The organism is Legionella nigrisilvae (assembly GCF_977063395.2).
The window spans coordinates 345,932-362,800 of the sequence record NZ_CDRUGZ020000019.1 but is presented as its reverse complement, the minus strand read 5'-3'; the positions used below and the strand labels follow the sequence as shown (position 1 = coordinate 362,800).

Here is a 16,869-nt window from a genome sequence, read left to right as displayed (position 1 = left end):
GACCACTTAAATTAGAGCGAATAGTTTGTTATTATTTGTGCAGATTTGATCCAAGGAGGGGTTGTTAGCATGGAACGCAAACAAGAGTATGACGAGCATTTCAAAATAATTCTTCTAGGGAATAACGCCGTTGGTAAATCATGCTTGGTGCAGGCGTATTGTGGGGGTTCTCTCTATAGTTATGATACCTACATGGACACTATGGGTGTTGACCAAGAAATAAAATGGATTAAGTTGTTCAATAAAACAGTCCAATTACGCATCTGGGATGCCTCAGGTACGCCTAAATTACAGGAAATCGTTGGTTCTTATTTTCGATCGGTTGATGGAGCGCTAGTCTGCTTTGATTTAACTAATAAAACTTCTTTGCAGCACACGAAAGACTACGTAGCTCGTTTAAGAGTAACCAAGCAAAATCTTCCAATGATTCTTGTCGGTTGCAAAGCGGACATAGAGAAACGAAGAGAGGTAAGCTCCACGCAAGCAAAGGAATTAGCTGATGAGCTGGGCCTTGAGTATTTAGAAGTTTCCTCCCGTAATAAAATGAATGTCGAGCAACTTTTTTACCACATAACCCTTCGCATATATCTAGCCAAACATTTAAGCAACATTAAGCCACTCCTGGATGAATTCTTTAATAATTATTTAAAACTCACCAATCCTAATCGTACCCACTTGTTTACGGAGAAGCACCAGAACCTGGTTTTAAAAGGAGAAACAAGGGCAGAGTACAACGCTCAGTTTGAAAAATTGTTCGCTTCTACAAATGTAGATGAAGTAATCGAGTTTTGTAGAACAACATTAGATCTTATGGAACAGGCCAATAACTTCTATAAACAAGATAGCCCTGTTTTAAGTACTTTTCTCACTAGCCCACTTGCAAGCATCTTCAAGGAAATATTGGAGGTTGTAAGTACCATGTTAAGTGACATGATGGGATTTGTCGCTGCACGAGAATTGATATATCAGAAAAAATCCATCGAGCACGCGTTTTAACGTTTCACGTGAAGCATTGTCTCTATCTTTATTCCAATTTCTGCTGACTAAGCACTGTAGCGTGAAACGTAGTTTCGGCCTGGGTTGCGGCTTGTGCCTTCACCCAGGCATTTGCAGGTTTATAATAGTCAGCTTATTAAGCAGATTTTCGCGTGAGATAATTCAATAGTTCTAATAAACGCTCTGGACTACCAGCCATTTGTAAGTCCGTTTTATACTTATTATTTACCACAAAGGCAGGCACTGCATTAATTTGATAAGCGCCCATGAGGCTCATTCCATTTTGAACACGCATATCAATGGTTGGTGAGTTTTCAAACGCACTTTTCGCGATTTCTTTATCCACTCCTTGAGCAACAAAAAAACTGATCATAGCTTGTTTGGAGTCGAGGGGCTTTCTTTCTTCTTGGATGGCTTTAAACAGTAAGGGCGTCATTTTATCAGAAAGTGCAAGGGTTTTTGCAGTATAATACGCTTTAGCGTAGAGCTCCCATGATGGTTTAAATACCACTGGAACACGTTCGAATTGAACGTTATTGCCCATTTTACTAACCCAAGAATTGAGAGGTGCTTCTATTTTGTAACACCAGGGGCAGCCATAACTGAAAAATTCTTCAATAATGGGCGCTTTATTTTTATTATTCATTACGTTTGGATTGGTAACAATTTGATAGTCCTTCCCCTCAACAAATGATGCAGCCAGGGCCATTGCTGGTAAAAGAAAGAATACAGCGATTAATTTTTTTAACATAATTTAGTTTCCTAATGTAACCCTTCAATATAATGTGCGACTGCTTCCATATCTTCTTGGCTCATTCTACTGCTAATATCTTGCATGATATGGTTTAAATCATTCTTCCTCTTCCCGTCTTTAAATGCATTTAATTGCAACACGGTATAAGCAGCATGTTGGCCAGACAGTATGGGGAAGCCAGCTTGAGCATTGCCCGTACCCTTGGGACCATGGCAGGCGATGCATGCCGTTATCCTTTTTGCAAAATCTCCTCCACGGTAGATTTGTTCACCCCGTGTAAGAAATTCTCTAGGTGTACTGCCCTTAGCAAGAGGCATTTTAGCATAATATGCTGCCAAGTCATCCATATCCTGTTTACTAAGGGTAGCAACAAGCGCATTCATCGTTGGTGCGTTACGTAACGCGCTATCTTTCATATCGTTGAGTTGCTTTATAAAGTATTTGGGATGTTGTCCTGCGATATTAGGCCAGTCAGGATTTGGACTATTACCTTGTTGTCCATGGCATGCGGAACAAACTACCGCTTTGTTGGGTGCAGATAAGGTATTTTCTTGAGCAAAAAGAACTAATGGAAAGCAAAGGATAAAAGTGAGTACAAATTTTTTCATCGATTTCTCATAATAAATTTACCAAGTAATGGTACACTGCCTTGGTTGAATCCCAAAATATTATAATTCTTATGTTGGAAAATCCTTATTCTAAAGCTGTTTTTTTAAAAAGTGCTGCCCGTGTGCCTCAGTTACCTGAGGACTCCGGATATGAAGTTGCTTTTGCTGGACGTTCAAATGCTGGAAAATCAAGTGCTTTGAATTGTCTCACTGGCATCAAAAATTTGGCACGTACCAGTAAAACACCCGGTCGAACCCAATTAATTAACTTATTTGGCATCGATGAAACGCGTCGCCTTGTTGATTTACCAGGCTATGGGTATGCGAAAGTCGCTTTGCAAGTGAAAATGGACTGGCAAAAAAATTTGGCGCATTATCTTGAAGTCAGGCAAAGCTTAAAAGGTTTGATTTTATTGATGGATATTCGTCATCCCTTGAAAGATTTAGATGTAATGATGGTCGATTGGGCATTAAACCGGGAGCTACCAGTCCATATTTTATTGACTAAATCCGACAAATTAAGCCGTAGTGAAGTAAAAAATACCTTAGCCAAAGTGCGTAAACATTATGAACTGGCAACCCATTTGATAACCGTTCAATCTTTTTCATCTTCAAAAAAGGAAGGGGTGGGGGAATTGATCGCTTTGCTAAACCAATGGTTTGATTTATCGTCAGGATGAAGTAAGGTAGACAAGACATATTGTGATTAAAGGACTTTCCGGGGTTTTACCTCCAGGAACAAATATGTTTTTTTCGAAAAATAAGGACGAATCGACAAGACGATTTGAGGTGATACGGCGACCTAAGTCGCATTAATGTTAAAAGGGATTTTAATGTTACGAGGTGACCGATTTTTTAAAAATTCTAGAGCGAAAACGGACTCTCGCAAACAAGAGCAAGAAAGTCCAGCAATTGAATGTCTTCCTAATGAAATGCTACTCCCAATTTGTCAAAACCTTGCGACTAACCTCCCCGATAAATACAACATGTCCCTAGTTTGCAAATGGTTTCGAGAGGTCAATGAAGATCATTCCGTGAGTAAACATTTAACACATGATATCAATTTGATTATTGATTCCTTGTTACATGATTTGTATCGATTTATGGTTAAGCAAAGATCCACTGGTTCTGAACTGCTCTGTGTTGATAAAGAGCTGGTACACTCAATTGAGGGTCTTAAAAAACAACTCGCCGCGGTTATGAAGGCTCGGTCCTTTGAAAAAATTGATAATACAACACTGGATATTTTTTCAAATGGAAATACGAAAGTAATTGAATCAAATTCCCTTCTTAAATACGGAGGTTTGCTGCCCTATGTTATTGATAGCGTAGAAAGTTTTCAATTTCTTACTGCTACTGTGGGTAAAAGTCAGCGAAATGCAATTGAAGTGATCTTTAAATCGACTAAATTAAGTGAAAAAAATGACCTAACAACGCGTCTCCATTTAATGTTACGCATTTTTGCGGAATTAAAAAACAAAAACAACCTAACTGATAAACATCAGGAGTACAAAGAAATCTTAACTAAAACCAGTGCAAAACTCGCAGCGTCACTGTCAAAAGAGCAACACATAATCGCTATGCAAATGATGAAAGATGGAATGAAGTTATCAGAAGAACTTTATTTAGATAATCTAACTAATACTTTTATGGCAGTGAGCAAGGGATTACACGAGCAGTTAGGTGATGATGCAAGCTATGACATTTCTTCAGCATCACCCTGCAGATAGTTTCACCTCATCCCATAAATTTATAGGCTGAGGTGAAACGATATGTGTTCGAGTTATCACTTAATTTCAGCATGTTCCAGTACTTTTTGTGCTTGAGTCGCGCGGTAATTTTTAATCGCTTCACGATATACAGGATACTGATTGCCGAGGGTTGTTACTGCCAAAATAGCCGCATTAATAGCGCCTGCTTTGCCCACTGCAAGGGTTCCTACCGGAATTCCCGCTGGCATTTGGACTATGGATAAAAGCGCATCAAGACCATTAGTGAATGTTGAAGAGGGCATGGGCACACCTAGAACAGGTATTAGTGTTTTAGCTGCTACAACCCCGGGTAAATGAGCCGCACCACCTGCGGCAGCGATAAAAATTTCTACGCCACGTTCTTCTGCAGATTTGAGATACTCAAATAATGCATCTGGGGTACGATGTGCAGATAAAGCGCGAACTTCGTGAGGAATGTTAAATTGTTCCAGAGTTCGGCTGGCTTCTTCCATAATGGTCCAATCAGATTTTGAGCCCATAAGTATTGATACAAGTATTTTAGGCATAATTTCCCGCGTTAACTATTTATCATCTTGGTAGGTGTAGCTTGGCATCCAAGTAAACTCCGACTATTCTCGGAATTAGCAATCATCTGTATCGCTTCAATCAAGGCTAATCCTTCGAGTTCTTGCACCCTAGCTTTCAAAAGTTCAGCAGTATCGCCTGGAAAAACGGGACATTTTTTCTGCAAAATAATTGGTCCTGCATCGACTTGTTCGGTAACAAAGTGAACAGTGCAACCGGTTTCAGTATCAGCTGCATCTAAAACAGATTGATGGACATCAAGATTCATCAGCCCTGCATGAGCTGGCAGTAAAGACGGGTGAATATTGATTATTTTATTTTCCCATTGGGAGACGAATTCAGCGGATAAAATGCGCATATAACCAATTAAAACAATCAATTCTATTTGATGTTGTTTGAGTATCGCAGACAGATAATTATCAAATTCTGTACGACTGAGTCCTTGAGGATTGGCGAACATGGATTGAATTCCAAAGTTTGCCGCTTTTTCCAAAATGAGCGCATCCTCTTTGTTGCTCAAAACCAGCTCGATTGATGCCGCTAAATGGTGTTGTTCTATTGCAGCAACCAGTGCATTAAGGTTAGTACCTCGGGTTGAACCAAGTACGGCGATGCGAATCATAATGCGCGTATCCTTTGCATATGGTCAATTCGTTGTTGAATTAGTTGCTTAGTTCCTATGTCCTGACGATGAAATAAAGGACCTTCAATCAATGAAATTTCCTTTTCAGCGTTTTGCTCTGCAGCAAAAATTGAATCGGCAATTCCTACATAAGCCGCAGTGCGTGAACCTTCAGCAAGGATTTGATCATCTACCTGATTTACGGATGAAAGGTATAAATGATCTTGACAGGTGACTTTTGAAAACTCTACGACAAAGTTTTTCTTAGGTGCATCAGGATAACCTTCAGGGACTGCATATTTACACACAGTGGCTTGTTTAGAAAACTTAACGTTTTCTTCAGCAAGAGTACCGTTTACCATGGCTTGGCATAGGGTAACAAAATCAGACTCCAGAATTGATAATACATTTAAGGCCTCCGGATCGCCAAAGCGTGCGTTGAATTCGATAACATAAATCCCACTTTTAGTTGCAATAAAACTGCCATATAAAATGCCAATATAGGATTCACCGCATTCCGTAGATAGGGCCTTAAAGACGGCGTTATTAATCGCCAAGGCTTCATGAACATCATGTACAGTCAAGAAAGGTAATTGATGGTCGGTATCGGAGTAACTTCCCATACCACCGGTATTGGGTCCTTTATCGCCGTTATAAGCACGTTTATGGTCTTGCACCAAAGGCATAGGAACCAGCTTCTTGCCATCAGCGAAACACATGAATGAAAATTCCTGCCCAATCAATTTTTCTTCGATAAGAATAGTCTGCTTTTTATCAAGAATTTCCTGACAAAAATCCAAAGCTTCAGCAATTGAATGCAGGTGATCTCCAGCAACTTTAACCCCTTTTCCACCCATTAATCCATTTGCTTTAATAACGTAATTGCCTTCGCCAAGTTCATTGAGAAAAGTCTCAATCTCATCGAGGTGGGTAAATTTTTTATAACGTGGTAAACCGGCTATATGATGCTTTTGCATCAGATCGCGTGCGAACTCTTTAGAGGTTTCAATTTGGGCCAATATTTTTTTCGGACCGATGGTGGGGATTCCTGCTTGCCAAAAAGCATCAGCCATACCTTGTTCAAGGGGGGCTTCTGGACCGATAATGACTAATTCAATGTCCCAAAGTTTTGCCTTTGATACTACTGCCGTACAATTGGTAATATCCCCTGCGCAATATTGATGAGTTAATTGCTGGATTCCAGGATTAATTGCCGTGCCATAACAAAACAATGACGGTTTTTGTGGCGACCGGTCTAAGGCTTTGATCAGTGCATGCTCACGTGCGCCAGAGCCGATAACAAGAATGTTCATTCGCGGTTATCCTCTATTTTTGGGGGAGTAGTAAGTCTGCTTGTTTCACGTTGTTCTTCCAGTTCTTTCATTTTTTCTGAAGTGAGTTTTTTACAAAAATAATCGCCATCCATACACGCCATACACGGTTTTTTGATTTGATGCTCCCCGCGACGTGTAACTGCTTCAACCAAATCTTCATTGGATTGATAGAGTAATACATCCACACCAAGATAATGGGCAATTTCATCTTCAGTTTTATTAGCCGCAATCAACTCCTTGCGTGAGGGAATATCAATTCCACTAAAACAGGGATTTTTAAGGGGGGGCGATGTGGAAGCAAAATAGATTTTCTTTGCTCCCGACTCTCTTACCATTTTGACAATTTCCCGAGAGGTTGTTCCTCGAACTATGCTGTCGTCAATAATCATCACCACTTTATTTTTAATTTCAGTTTGCTGAGGAGTTAATTTGTAGCGAATATTTCGACTTCGTGCCTTTTGATTAGGCATAATGAAGGTACGTCCTATAAATGGATTTTTATACAAGCCTTCGGAATATCGGACTCCTAATTCATGAGCAAATGAAAGAGCTGCAGTATTTGCAGTGAACGGAGCGGGAATAACAATATCTGGTATGAGTTCAGGGTGTTTTTGCTTCCATTGCTGCGCTAGATTTTGTCCCATGCGTAAACGAGCGCGATACACACTGACGTTATTAAGTGTTGCATCCGGACGTGCAAAATAAACATATTCAAACACACAAGGTCTAAATTGTTCGGTTTTTAGAACACGGCGGTGTAGTTTTCCCTTAAGATCCACAAAGGCAACTTCACCGGGCAAAATATCCCCGCGAGGTTCAAAGCCCAAGGCATAAAAAGGAGTAGTTTCTGATGCAAAAATAGTATCAACAGTTCCATCAGGATTTTCACGTGTTCCCCAAACCAGCGGGCGGATACCGTGAGGATCGCGAAAGGCAACAAGACCTTTGCCAATAATTACGGATACAATTGAGTATGCTCCTTCAATTCGTTCAAAAATATGCGAGACGGCTTGGGTTAAAAGCTCGAAAAAACTATCTGAATTTTCCTCATGGCTGGATGCATTACTAGCTAGGTTATCCGCAAGCACGAGTAATAGTGCTTCCGAGTCAAGAGAAGTATTAAGATGACGATGTTGCTTTAAACGAATGTCATCAGCCAATTCTTGATAATTGGACAGATTACCATTATGGGCAAGCGCTATACCTCGTGGACTCCCAATCCATAAGGGTTGGACATCGGTTGCCGTATAGCCACCAGCAGTGGGATAGCGTACGTGACCAATCCCTATATTTCCTTGCAATGTGGAAACGTTATCAGAAGTAAAAATTTCCCGAACTAAACCTAATCCATGTTTGGTATAGAAACGCTGATCACAAGTGAGTATGCCCGCAGCATCTTGCCCTCGATGTTGTAAATGAATAAGACTCTCATACAATTCGAAGGCTACTGGTTCATGACTGTAAATACCTACTATCCCACACATTGCTTACCTCAAATAATTTGCAATATGGCGCATGATCCGTTGCTCAGCAGGTTCTTTATGTTCTGCAAAACTGAATTTTTTACCGGTAATACGCTCATATAATTGGATATAACGTGAGGAAAGTTCTTCAATTAATTCTTGGGGTGCTTGAGGAAGTTGCTCATCGTGATACGGATCTGAATTTTTAGCGAACCATAAACGCAAAAATTCTTTATCAATATTTTCAGGTTCTAAGCCCTCGGCAATACGTGCTTGATAGCTGTCAGCAAGCCAATAACGACTGGAATCCGGAGTATGAATTTCATCTACTACGATGATTTTACCATCGGCATCGCGACCGAATTCATATTTAGTATCTACTAGAATCAAACCATGATCTTTAGCGATTTCCGTACCCCGTTGATAGAGTTTAAGCGCTAAAGCACTTGCTTCTAACCAATCTTCTTCAGTCATCCATCCATCTGCAATAATTTCGGCAGGTGAGATAGGTCGATCATGAATTTTTTCTTTGGTCGTAGGAGTTAAAACAGGTTGGTCCAGTTTTTGATTTTTACTTAATCCCTCAGGAAAAGTAATTCCACAATATTCCCGTACCCCATTTTGATATTGAGTCCATAATGAAGTGCTGGTTGTACCACTAATGTAGCCTCTCACTACAAATTCAATCGGAAAAACGGTGCATTTTTTGGCAATCACGACATTGGGATCAGGAACTGCAATGATGTGATTAGGAACAAGATTCTTGGTTTGTTCAAACCACCAAGCACTGGTTAAGTTAAGTACGGCACCTTTATAAGGAATGAGAGCAAGAGGTCTATCAAACGCGGTGAGTCGGTCCGTGGTTACTAACATGATAGAATCACCTAAATCATACGAATCCCTTACCTTTCCCTGGTATTTTTTGCCCACGGGCAAATTTGTTTTATCCAAGCAGAAAGCTAAGGCCTCTCGAATTTCATTATCATAATGAGGGGTCGTATTGGTAGCATTCATGAGCATAAGGGTTCCCGATAATGTGAGTTAATAAAATATGGTCTATTAACGCAGAGATATTGGTTTCATCGCTGGTAAATTGCCATAAAACACCATGATTAATTTTACTTATTTTAGGTACTGCATAGTGAGTATTAAGAGTTTGCAACGTTTGCTGTCCCTGCAAGTCTTCTTTTGCGCGAACAAGATAAGCTAAGGTATTTGGAGTGTGGAGTTCACTTGCGCAAACTTCTCGTTCTTTACGATCCGAATATAAAAGTCCTGTTTTTTTAAGTTGGGCAAAATGTTCTGCAGAATCGCATTCAATTTCCCAGTGTTCCAACCGATTCACTGTTACTGGAAAACCTAAACGTCTTAGCGTTTTTTGTACAGTTAGGGCTTGGTTATCGGTGATAATCAGTTTGACAAGGCAGATATGACTGCTTGGGATTTTCTTGAAACTTTTGAGATTTACCCTTTCCTCCACTACATCCTGCGACGTGTTCGCAAAGGCTGCGCCTTCATTCCGCCTACCTTTAAGTTCTTCGATATAATCACGCATCGAAGTAAAAATAGGGTCTCCATTTATGGTGCGTTCTGGATGCGGCATCATGGCCATGACATTGCCTGCCTGATTGGTAATTGCCGCAATATTGCCTGCGGAGCCATTTGGATTAATCGGGAAATTATCGATGACTTGACCTTCGGCATCACAATATTGAAATAAATTTAAACCCTGTTGTTCTATCTGCTTTAACAAGGATTCTGGCATAAGAAAACGTCCTTGGGCGTGTGCAATAGGCAGGTGAATTAAATCTTGGGGTGTTAGATGACGCGTAAATGCATTATGTTGATGATTTTCAGCCAGACGCATATGCACCCAGGCATTATAAAAGCCTGTCCCAACGATTTTCCCGTGAGCAATGCGCTTATTTTCCGTGAGGGCCATACTGATTTCACGATTCCTTAGGCCAGGAACTAAACCGGATTCAACGAGTATTTGGGCGCCGTTGCAGATTCCTAATATGGGCTTTCCTTGTTCGCTTTGAGCTTTGATTTCTTGGATTACGGGATCAAGTGCTGCAATAATTCCTGCACGCGAGCGATCTTCATAGGAAAAACCTCCAATAAGGATAAATCCATCCAAGGTACGTAGTTTTTCTAAAGGTTCATTCCATAAAAACTCAACAGGTTCCATTCCGGCCCGTTTTACAGCAAGAGCTGTTTCGCGTTCGCAATTGGAGCCTGGGAATTGAATTAAGCCAATACGTATCATAACAGCCTCACCTTTTGATCTCCTTTCACTACACGTCCAATTTCATAAAGAGGGAAGGAGGGAAAATCGCGGAGCACTTCGCGAATAGCCGATAATGTATCGGGTGCGATAAAAAGAACTAATCCTGCGCCCATATTAAAAGTACGATACATCTGCTCATCATCCAGATTTCCTAACTTACGCAATAGACTAAATATAGGCAGTTCAGGAATCTGTTTTTTAGTAATTTCAACGCCAAATTGTTTCGGCAGAATACGGGGAATATTTTCCAGTAATCCTCCACCTGTAATGTGCGCCATTCCTTTAATCGGTATATTTTTTTCCAAAATACTTAAAATAGGTCGGGTGTAATTCAGATGCGGTGTTAGAAGTTCTTCACCAATGCTCTGAGAAAAATCTTGAAATTGAGATTCCACCTTGTATCCAGCAACATCAAAAAGCAGCTTTCTTGCTAACGAATACCCATTAGTATGTAAACCACTTGAAGGAAACATGACGACGAGATCGCCCTCACCGATTGTTTTACCTTCAATCGCTTTATTTTTTTCAACAACACCCGTAATAATGCCAACCAAATCCAATTCGCCTGGCAAGTAGGTACCTGGCATTTCGGCAGTTTCGCCGCCAACTAAAGAAATGTGGTTTTCTTTACAGGCTTTGACCATCCCGTTAATGATCTGTTCGATGATTTCTGGTTTTAATTTGTCGTTTGCAATGTAATCAAGAAGGGTAAGAGGTTTTGCTCCCAAGACGATAATGTCATTGGTGGTGGCGCTGACTAAATCCATTCCGATGGTATCAAATTTTTGCATCATTTTTGCTACCATCATTTTCGTACCAACCCCATCGATACTTTGCACGAGAACGGGATGCTCATAGTCTTGCAACAAACTTTTGAGATCATACATAGCGCCAAAGCTGCCAATTCCGGTAAGAACTCGTGGAGAAAAAGTGCTTTCTACCGCTTTTTTGATACTCCGCACTGCTTGATTCCCTGCTTCTATATCTACACCCGCAGCTTTGTAATCAATAATTGACATTATATAAGCCTCTCAATTAAACCATTTTCCCACGCAGTTTTGGCTGCACTGATTGATAGATTGATAACCGAATTGATTACCAAGATTGGGGTTGCGGTTGTTTCGCCTATAGGTTGAAACGAAACCGAATAATTACGAAATATATCTTCCAATGCGCTTAGGTGTTCGAGTGAAACCTCGAGGATAAATCCGCCACTTTCTGAAAACAGTTTTTTATCATTGGATAAACTACCAGGAATAAACGCATTTACCCCAATTTCATTTTTAAAACTCATTTCTGCAAGCGCAACTGCAATACCCCCTTCTGAAATATCATGGGCTGACAATACAAGACCAGCTTGCATGGCGGCGTGTATGGCGCTGATTTCATCCGCAAATGAACTCAGATTGGGTTTAGGTAGTTGACTGCCTAATTGATTATGTAATTGGTAATACACACTACCGCCACATTCATCTTTGCGTTCGCCAATCATTAATAGAACTGAATTAGGCTGTTTGAAGTCATAGCTTATGGCTTTGGAATAATTGTTGATTGAACCAATGCAGCTGATTATAGGACTTGGTGGAATGGCTCCTTGAGCTGACTCATTATAGAGCGAAACATTTCCCGATATAATGGGTAAGGTTACATTACGATCAGCGAACATTTTTACTGCCTTGCATGCATCGACAATGCCACGTACTGCATCAACAAACTCGCCCATTTGTTCTGGATTTTCGGGATTACCAAAACACAGACAATCAGTAAGCGCAAGTGGCCAGGCGCCTACGGCTATGATGTTGCGTACCGATTCGATAACGGCATTGACAGCACCCCAATAGGCATCGATTTTATTATAACGCGGGTTATGATCGACGGATAAGGCAACGCCGGTAGACTGAATTTCTGGTGGATATTTATTTTCATTAAATGGAGCAATGACCCCCGCATCAGCCCACCCTGGCTCGATGACTGAGCGACCTTGAACTTGTTTGTCATAACTTTCATAAATTGGCGCACGAGAAGCGATGTTTTCGTGAGCCAGTAAATCCAATAGTTGTTCATTGAAATCGCTTACTGTAATCGGCTCTGGTTCTCTATGATTGTTCTGTTTCGTACTATAAGGGCGATCATAAAGAATGCCTTGGGTAATGTCTTGTGCGCGAGCGGAGACAATTTCTTTTCCTTGAGCTTTAACAATGTATAAACCATCATTTCTTATGGTTCCTACTACAGTTGCTTGGGCGCCATCGCAGATTTCTGGAAGGGCAAAGCGCTCGTTATAATGCTTTAAGAAGGTGTCAACGAGTTCTTGAGGGACAACCCACATAAAGCGTTCCTGGGTTTCCGAACAAAGTACCACCGCGGGTAATAGATTATTCATGCTGGTTGGCACCAGATCAAGATTAATTTCTGCCCCATAGCCACTGGCTTCTGCCAATTCAACACTGGCGCAAGCAATTCCTCCTGCACCTAGATCTTTAAATCCTACCCGATCAATAAGATTGTTTTCGCGCAGAAACTCAAACATGGCGTAATTGGCTTTAAGAATATGTCGTTGCAAAAACGCATTAGGTTCTTGCACTGCTCCTTTATTTTGTTCTTGTTGTTCTTCACTTAGGGTTGCTGAAGCGAAAGCCGCCCCGCCAAAGCCACTATTATCTGTGGGTTTACCCACTAAAATAAATTGATAGCCCTCTGCGTGGGGTGGGGCATAAGAATGGATGATTTGATCTTCTCTGACAACTCCTAATGTAACGACAGTAACCAGACAATTTTCATTATAGGCTTCGTCGTAATAAGTATCACCACCTAAATTTGGAATGCCAAGAGGATTCGCATAACCTGCAATTCCTTGAACAACTCCTTGATTTATCCATTTCGTTTTTGGGCGATCAATATCGCCAAAACGCAAACTGTCCGCCACTGCAATTACTTCCGCGCCCATACAGCAAACATCGCGTACATTTCCACCCACTCCAGTCGCAGCACCTTCGAAAGGTACAAGTTGTGAGGGATGATTATGCGATTCATGGCTTACCACAATGCCGTAACGTCTGTCTTGTTTATCCGTTGCTACTGCAACAATTCCGGCATCTTCTTTAGGACCCAGGATGACGTGGGGGGCTTTGGTATTGAACTTATTGAGATGTTTGCGGCTGCTTTTATAAGAACAATGTTCAGATCCCTGAATAGACCATAAAATGCATTCTGCATAAGTTGGTGGTCGCTTTAAGAGGGAATTCTGTATGGTGAGGGCTTCATCAGGAGTTAGGCGCACGCTAAAACGTTGGAGTAAATTGGCAATTTCCTCCAAGGACAGCTGAGAAAAATCAAAACAATCCGGGGCTTCTTGCATTTTAGGGGATCTGACCTTTAGCTAAAACGTGACTAATTTTAATCGTATTTCGCATATAAAGCAATACATTTTTTGCATTTAGTCAACAAATTGCTAAAAATTTGCCCATTTTGGGGCGTGATCATTTGAGTCTGGGTCAGAGCGAAGTGATAACCCAGATTTTTTCCTATTTGGATTTAGCATCCATTTTATGAAAGAGTTTAAAACGCTTTAGGTTTGATTCGACTCCTTCCACAATTTTTCTACGATTTGGGGATTTGCCAAGGTGGAGATATCACCTAGCTCGTCCAGACTTTGTATTTCTTTTGCTGCAATTTTGCGCAGGATACGTCGCATGATTTTCCCTGATCGGGTTTTGGGCAAATCATTAACAATATGAATGACATCAGGTTTTGCAATCGGGCTTATTTCTTTATTAACTTGTTGGATCAACTGGGTTTTTAAGGTGTCATCGGGCCTGATATCCTTCTTTAAAATGACGTAGGCATAAATTCCTTGGCCTTTAAGATCATGGGGAATACCCACAACCGCTGCCTCGGCAACGGCGGGATGACTAACAAGCGCACTTTCGATTTCTGCTGTACCTAAGCGATGTCCGGAAACGTTAATCACATCATCGACTCGACCCGTAATCCAATAATCACCATCTTCATCGCGTTTTGCACCATCTCCGGTAATGTAATAACCATGATGTAAATAGGTCATACAATAACGCGGATGATCTCCAGCGATGGTTCTCGCCATAGAAGGCCAAGGATACTTTATTGCTAAAAACCCTTCGCCCGCTCCAGTTATTTCGTGGCCATTCTCATTGAGTAACACAGAAATAATACCGGGAATAGGTTGACGTGCCGAGCCGGGTTTACTAATCGGATCATCGGCTCTGGGACTAATCATCACTGCTCCAGTTTCGGTTTGCCACCAAGTATCCACAATTGGACATCGGCCTTTGCCTACTTTTTGATAATACCATTGCCAAGCTTCAGGATTAATGGGTTCTCCCACAGAGCCAAGTAAACGTAAAGAATCTCGTGAACTAGAAGCCAACCATTCATCTCCCGCACGCATCAAGGCACGTATGGCGGTAGGTGCCGTATAAAACACATTTACCTGATGTTTATCGACGATTTGCCAATTCCGAGAGAAATCAGGCCAGGTAGGAATCCCTTCATACATCAGCGTGGTAATTCCATTACAAAGAGGACCAAATACTACATAACTATGTCCAGTAATCCAGCCTATATCTGCAGTACACCAAAATACTTCGTCGGATTGGCAATTAAAAATTAATTGATGCGTATACGCTGTTTGTACGAGGTAGCCTCCAGTGGTATGCACTACTCCCTTAGGCTGGCCGGTGCTTCCTGATGTGTACAAAATAAATAAGGGATCTTCCGCATCCATAGGTTCTGCATCGCAGTGTGCGCTTACTGTTTCTTTAAGCTCATGCCACCAATGGTCTTTATTTTTATCAATAGGGACTGGATCCTCACTCGTTTTGATGAGCAGCCTTGGTAATGATAAATCGTTGCAGGCCTCGTCCACCTGTTCCTTTAAACCTACCAATTTACCACCACGATTAAAATGATTTGCAGTAATTAGGCAGACACATTCAGATGCTAAAATGCGTTGTCTTAATGCATGGGCTGAAAATCCAGCAAATATTACGGTATGGATGGCTCCAATACGTGTACATGCAAGCATGGCAATTGCTGCCTCAGGAATCATCGGTAAATAAATGGCTACTTTGTCGCCTTTTTGTACGTTTAACTGTTTCAGCACATTACTCATCCGACACACTTCGGCATGTAGTTCAGCAAAGGTCAGCGTTTTATGTTGGTCTGGATCATCTCCTTCCCAGATAATCGCGGGTTGATTTGCCTTGTGGGATAAATGGCGGTCAATACAGTTCAAACTAACATTCAATTTCCCGCCTTTGAACCAAGTCACATCACCGTGTTTTAGCCCACCCGTAAGCACCGAATCCCAGGGGCGAAGCCAATCTACAGTTTGTTGGGCTACTTCCGACCAAAACTCACTTATTGAATCTTCGGTTGGCGTTAATTTGGGAGTGCGCAAATGAGAATGCATGTTATACCTCTGTGCCTTGGGAAATGAGTTTTATAATGGCTGAGAAATCAGAATCGCCCATGCCCTGATCTATAAAATGTTGATAAAGGGTAGTTGCTTTAGCCCCCAAAGGAGTGTTTACATTCACTGACTGAGCTGAATCTTGGCTGAGCAACAAATCCTTTAGCATCATTGCTGCAGCAAATCCTGGTTTGTACTCGTTGTTAGCAGGGACATTTTCTAACACTCCAGGAACAGGTGCATATTTGCTCATTGCCCAACATTGTCCTGATGCATTGGTTACTACTTCAAAAAGTTTTTGAGGAGACAATTGTAATTGTTCTGCAAGAATAAATGCCTCAGAAATAGCAATCATGGAGATCCCTAGGATCATGTTATTACATATTTTGGCAGCTTGACCGCTTCCTGCACTGCCAGTATGAATTATTTTTTGTCCCATAGAGGCTAGAATAGGTTGAGCCGCATGAAACGCTTGCTCTTCACCACCAACCATAAACGTTAAAGTAGCGGCTCCTGCTCCGGCAACGCCGCCGGATACGGGCGCATCAACCACTTGGAGCTGGTGTTGTTTGGCTAAATGATGCAGTTCACGCGAGCTATTGACATCAATGGTGGAGCAATCGATAAATAAAGCTCCTTTTTTTGCATGCTGAAATAATCCATTATTGCTATGACAAACATTCAATACTTGTTGTCCATTTTGCAACATCGTAATCAATACATCTTTTTCTTGAGCAGCTTCCTGGACATTGGGTGCGATAAGACCACCGGATTGGGAAAAATGTTGCAGGGCTGTTTGTTGTAAATCATAGCCGGTGACCTGATGACCTGCTTTAACCAGATTAATCGCCATAGGCAATCCCATATGCCCTAGTCCTACAAATCCTATTTTTGCCATTGAGTTTCTCCATAATGTAAAAATTTAGCCTGAGATTATGGCGTCCCGCCTTTTAGACTTATGTCACCCCAAGGCGGGAATCTAATCCTAAAATAGACATGGATGCCGCCTTCGTGGGAGGACAGCTTATTTTAGGATAGGTGGAACTATGGCGTCGC

General features: G+C 41.3%; 15 protein-coding genes. 3 read left to right on the top strand and 12 right to left on the bottom strand.

All coding sequences use genetic code 11. The features are described 5' to 3' along the window. Nucleotides 1-69 precede the first annotated feature (69 nt). Nucleotides 70-996, top strand: a complete 927-nt coding sequence (locus ACWTE2_RS06670; protein ID WP_454784720.1) for a Rab family GTPase — start codon at nucleotides 70-72, stop codon at nucleotides 994-996. Nucleotides 997-1,132: 136 nt separating this feature from the next. Here ACWTE2_RS06670 and ACWTE2_RS06665 read toward each other — a convergent pair whose 3' ends face one another. Beyond that, a complete protein-coding gene (locus ACWTE2_RS06665) occupies nucleotides 1,133-1,747 on the bottom strand; it encodes a thiol:disulfide interchange protein DsbA/DsbL (RefSeq protein WP_454784719.1) in 615 nt (204 codons plus the stop codon). An 11-nt stretch (nucleotides 1,748-1,758) separates the two neighbouring features. After that, the gene (locus tag ACWTE2_RS06660) at nucleotides 1,759-2,358 is read right to left on the bottom strand and encodes a c-type cytochrome (RefSeq protein ID WP_454784718.1); all 600 of its coding nucleotides are present in this window, start codon (nucleotides 2,356-2,358) and stop codon (nucleotides 1,759-1,761) included. Between the two features lie 71 nt (nucleotides 2,359-2,429). On the opposite strand from ACWTE2_RS06660, the gene yihA reads away from it, so the two are divergent. After that, nucleotides 2,430-3,038, top strand: a complete 609-nt coding sequence (yihA, locus tag ACWTE2_RS06655) for a ribosome biogenesis GTP-binding protein YihA/YsxC (RefSeq protein ID WP_182393727.1) — start codon at nucleotides 2,430-2,432, stop codon at nucleotides 3,036-3,038. 153 nt (nucleotides 3,039-3,191) lie between these two features. Beyond that, on the top strand, nucleotides 3,192-4,088 hold the full coding sequence (locus ACWTE2_RS06650) for a hypothetical protein (RefSeq protein ID WP_454784717.1): 897 nt from the start codon (nucleotides 3,192-3,194) through the stop codon (nucleotides 4,086-4,088). Between the two features lie 56 nt (nucleotides 4,089-4,144). On the opposite strand, the gene purE is transcribed toward ACWTE2_RS06650, so the two are convergent. From purE to mmsB, 10 genes are all read right to left on the bottom strand, one after another. After that, complete coding sequence (gene purE, locus ACWTE2_RS06645; protein WP_454784716.1) at nucleotides 4,145-4,636, bottom strand: 5-(carboxyamino)imidazole ribonucleotide mutase; 492 nt, start codon at nucleotides 4,634-4,636, stop codon at nucleotides 4,145-4,147. 11 nt (nucleotides 4,637-4,647) lie between these two features. Next, nucleotides 4,648-5,277 carry a phosphoribosylglycinamide formyltransferase gene (purN, locus tag ACWTE2_RS06640; protein WP_454784715.1) on the bottom strand — a complete coding sequence of 210 codons (630 nt, stop codon included), beginning with the start codon at nucleotides 5,275-5,277 and terminating at the stop codon, nucleotides 4,648-4,650. Continuing rightward, nucleotides 5,274-6,590, bottom strand: a complete 1,317-nt coding sequence (purD, locus tag ACWTE2_RS06635) for a phosphoribosylamine--glycine ligase (RefSeq protein WP_454784714.1) — start codon at nucleotides 6,588-6,590, stop codon at nucleotides 5,274-5,276. The genes purN and purD overlap by 4 nt, the downstream gene beginning before the upstream one ends. Beyond that, a complete protein-coding gene (gene purF / locus ACWTE2_RS06630; RefSeq protein WP_454784713.1) occupies nucleotides 6,587-8,095 on the bottom strand; it encodes an amidophosphoribosyltransferase in 1,509 nt (502 codons plus the stop codon). Before purF ends, purD begins: the two co-directional genes overlap by 4 nt. A 3-nt stretch (nucleotides 8,096-8,098) precedes the next feature. Beyond that, nucleotides 8,099-9,094 (bottom strand): phosphoribosylaminoimidazolesuccinocarboxamide synthase, encoded by a 996-nt coding sequence (locus tag ACWTE2_RS06625; protein ID WP_454784712.1) that lies wholly within the window; start codon nucleotides 9,092-9,094, stop codon nucleotides 8,099-8,101. Further along, a complete protein-coding gene (gene purQ, locus ACWTE2_RS06620; protein ID WP_454784711.1) occupies nucleotides 9,057-10,343 on the bottom strand; it encodes a phosphoribosylformylglycinamidine synthase I in 1,287 nt (428 codons plus the stop codon). Before purQ ends, ACWTE2_RS06625 begins: the two co-directional genes overlap by 38 nt. Further along, nucleotides 10,340-11,383, bottom strand: a complete 1,044-nt coding sequence (purM, locus tag ACWTE2_RS06615; protein ID WP_454784710.1) for a phosphoribosylformylglycinamidine cyclo-ligase — start codon at nucleotides 11,381-11,383, stop codon at nucleotides 10,340-10,342. Before purM ends, purQ begins: the two co-directional genes overlap by 4 nt. After that, nucleotides 11,383-13,722: a phosphoribosylformylglycinamidine synthase subunit PurL gene (gene purL, locus ACWTE2_RS06610; protein WP_454784709.1), complete on the bottom strand. Its 2,340-nt coding sequence runs from the start codon at nucleotides 13,720-13,722 to the stop codon at nucleotides 11,383-11,385. Before purL ends, purM begins: the two co-directional genes overlap by 1 nt. Before the next feature lie 210 nt (nucleotides 13,723-13,932). After that, on the bottom strand, nucleotides 13,933-15,813 hold the full coding sequence (gene acs, locus ACWTE2_RS06605; RefSeq protein ID WP_454784708.1) for an acetate--CoA ligase: 1,881 nt from the start codon (nucleotides 15,811-15,813) through the stop codon (nucleotides 13,933-13,935). 1 nt (nucleotide 15,814) lies between these two features. Next, nucleotides 15,815-16,711 (bottom strand): 3-hydroxyisobutyrate dehydrogenase, encoded by an 897-nt coding sequence (gene mmsB / locus ACWTE2_RS06600; RefSeq protein ID WP_182391976.1) that lies wholly within the window; start codon nucleotides 16,709-16,711, stop codon nucleotides 15,815-15,817. Nucleotides 16,712-16,869: the final 158 nt, after the last annotated feature.

Coding starts and splice junctions, on each gene's coding strand:
- ACWTE2_RS06670 (WP_454784720.1), top strand. CDS start 70: ATGGAACGCAAACAAGAGTATGACGAGCATTTCAAAATAATTCTTCTA.
- purL (WP_454784709.1), bottom strand. CDS start 13,722: ATGCAAGAAGCCCCGGATTGTTTTGATTTTTCTCAGCTGTCCTTGGAG.
- purF (WP_454784713.1), bottom strand. CDS start 8,095: ATGTGTGGGATAGTAGGTATTTACAGTCATGAACCAGTAGCCTTCGAA.
- purD (WP_454784714.1), bottom strand. CDS start 6,590: ATGAACATTCTTGTTATCGGCTCTGGCGCACGTGAGCATGCACTGATC.
- ACWTE2_RS06650 (WP_454784717.1), top strand. CDS start 3,192: ATGTTACGAGGTGACCGATTTTTTAAAAATTCTAGAGCGAAAACGGAC.
- mmsB (WP_182391976.1), bottom strand. CDS start 16,711: ATGGCAAAAATAGGATTTGTAGGACTAGGGCATATGGGATTGCCTATG.
- ACWTE2_RS06665 (WP_454784719.1), bottom strand. CDS start 1,747: ATGTTAAAAAAATTAATCGCTGTATTCTTTCTTTTACCAGCAATGGCC.
- acs (WP_454784708.1), bottom strand. CDS start 15,813: ATGCATTCTCATTTGCGCACTCCCAAATTAACGCCAACCGAAGATTCA.
- ACWTE2_RS06660 (WP_454784718.1), bottom strand. CDS start 2,358: ATGAAAAAATTTGTACTCACTTTTATCCTTTGCTTTCCATTAGTTCTT.
- purE (WP_454784716.1), bottom strand. CDS start 4,636: ATGCCTAAAATACTTGTATCAATACTTATGGGCTCAAAATCTGATTGG.
- ACWTE2_RS06625 (WP_454784712.1), bottom strand. CDS start 9,094: ATGCTCATGAATGCTACCAATACGACCCCTCATTATGATAATGAAATT.
- yihA (WP_182393727.1), top strand. CDS start 2,430: ATGTTGGAAAATCCTTATTCTAAAGCTGTTTTTTTAAAAAGTGCTGCC.
- purN (WP_454784715.1), bottom strand. CDS start 5,277: ATGATTCGCATCGCCGTACTTGGTTCAACCCGAGGTACTAACCTTAAT.
- purQ (WP_454784711.1), bottom strand. CDS start 10,343: ATGATACGTATTGGCTTAATTCAATTCCCAGGCTCCAATTGCGAACGC.
- purM (WP_454784710.1), bottom strand. CDS start 11,383: ATGTCAATTATTGATTACAAAGCTGCGGGTGTAGATATAGAAGCAGGG.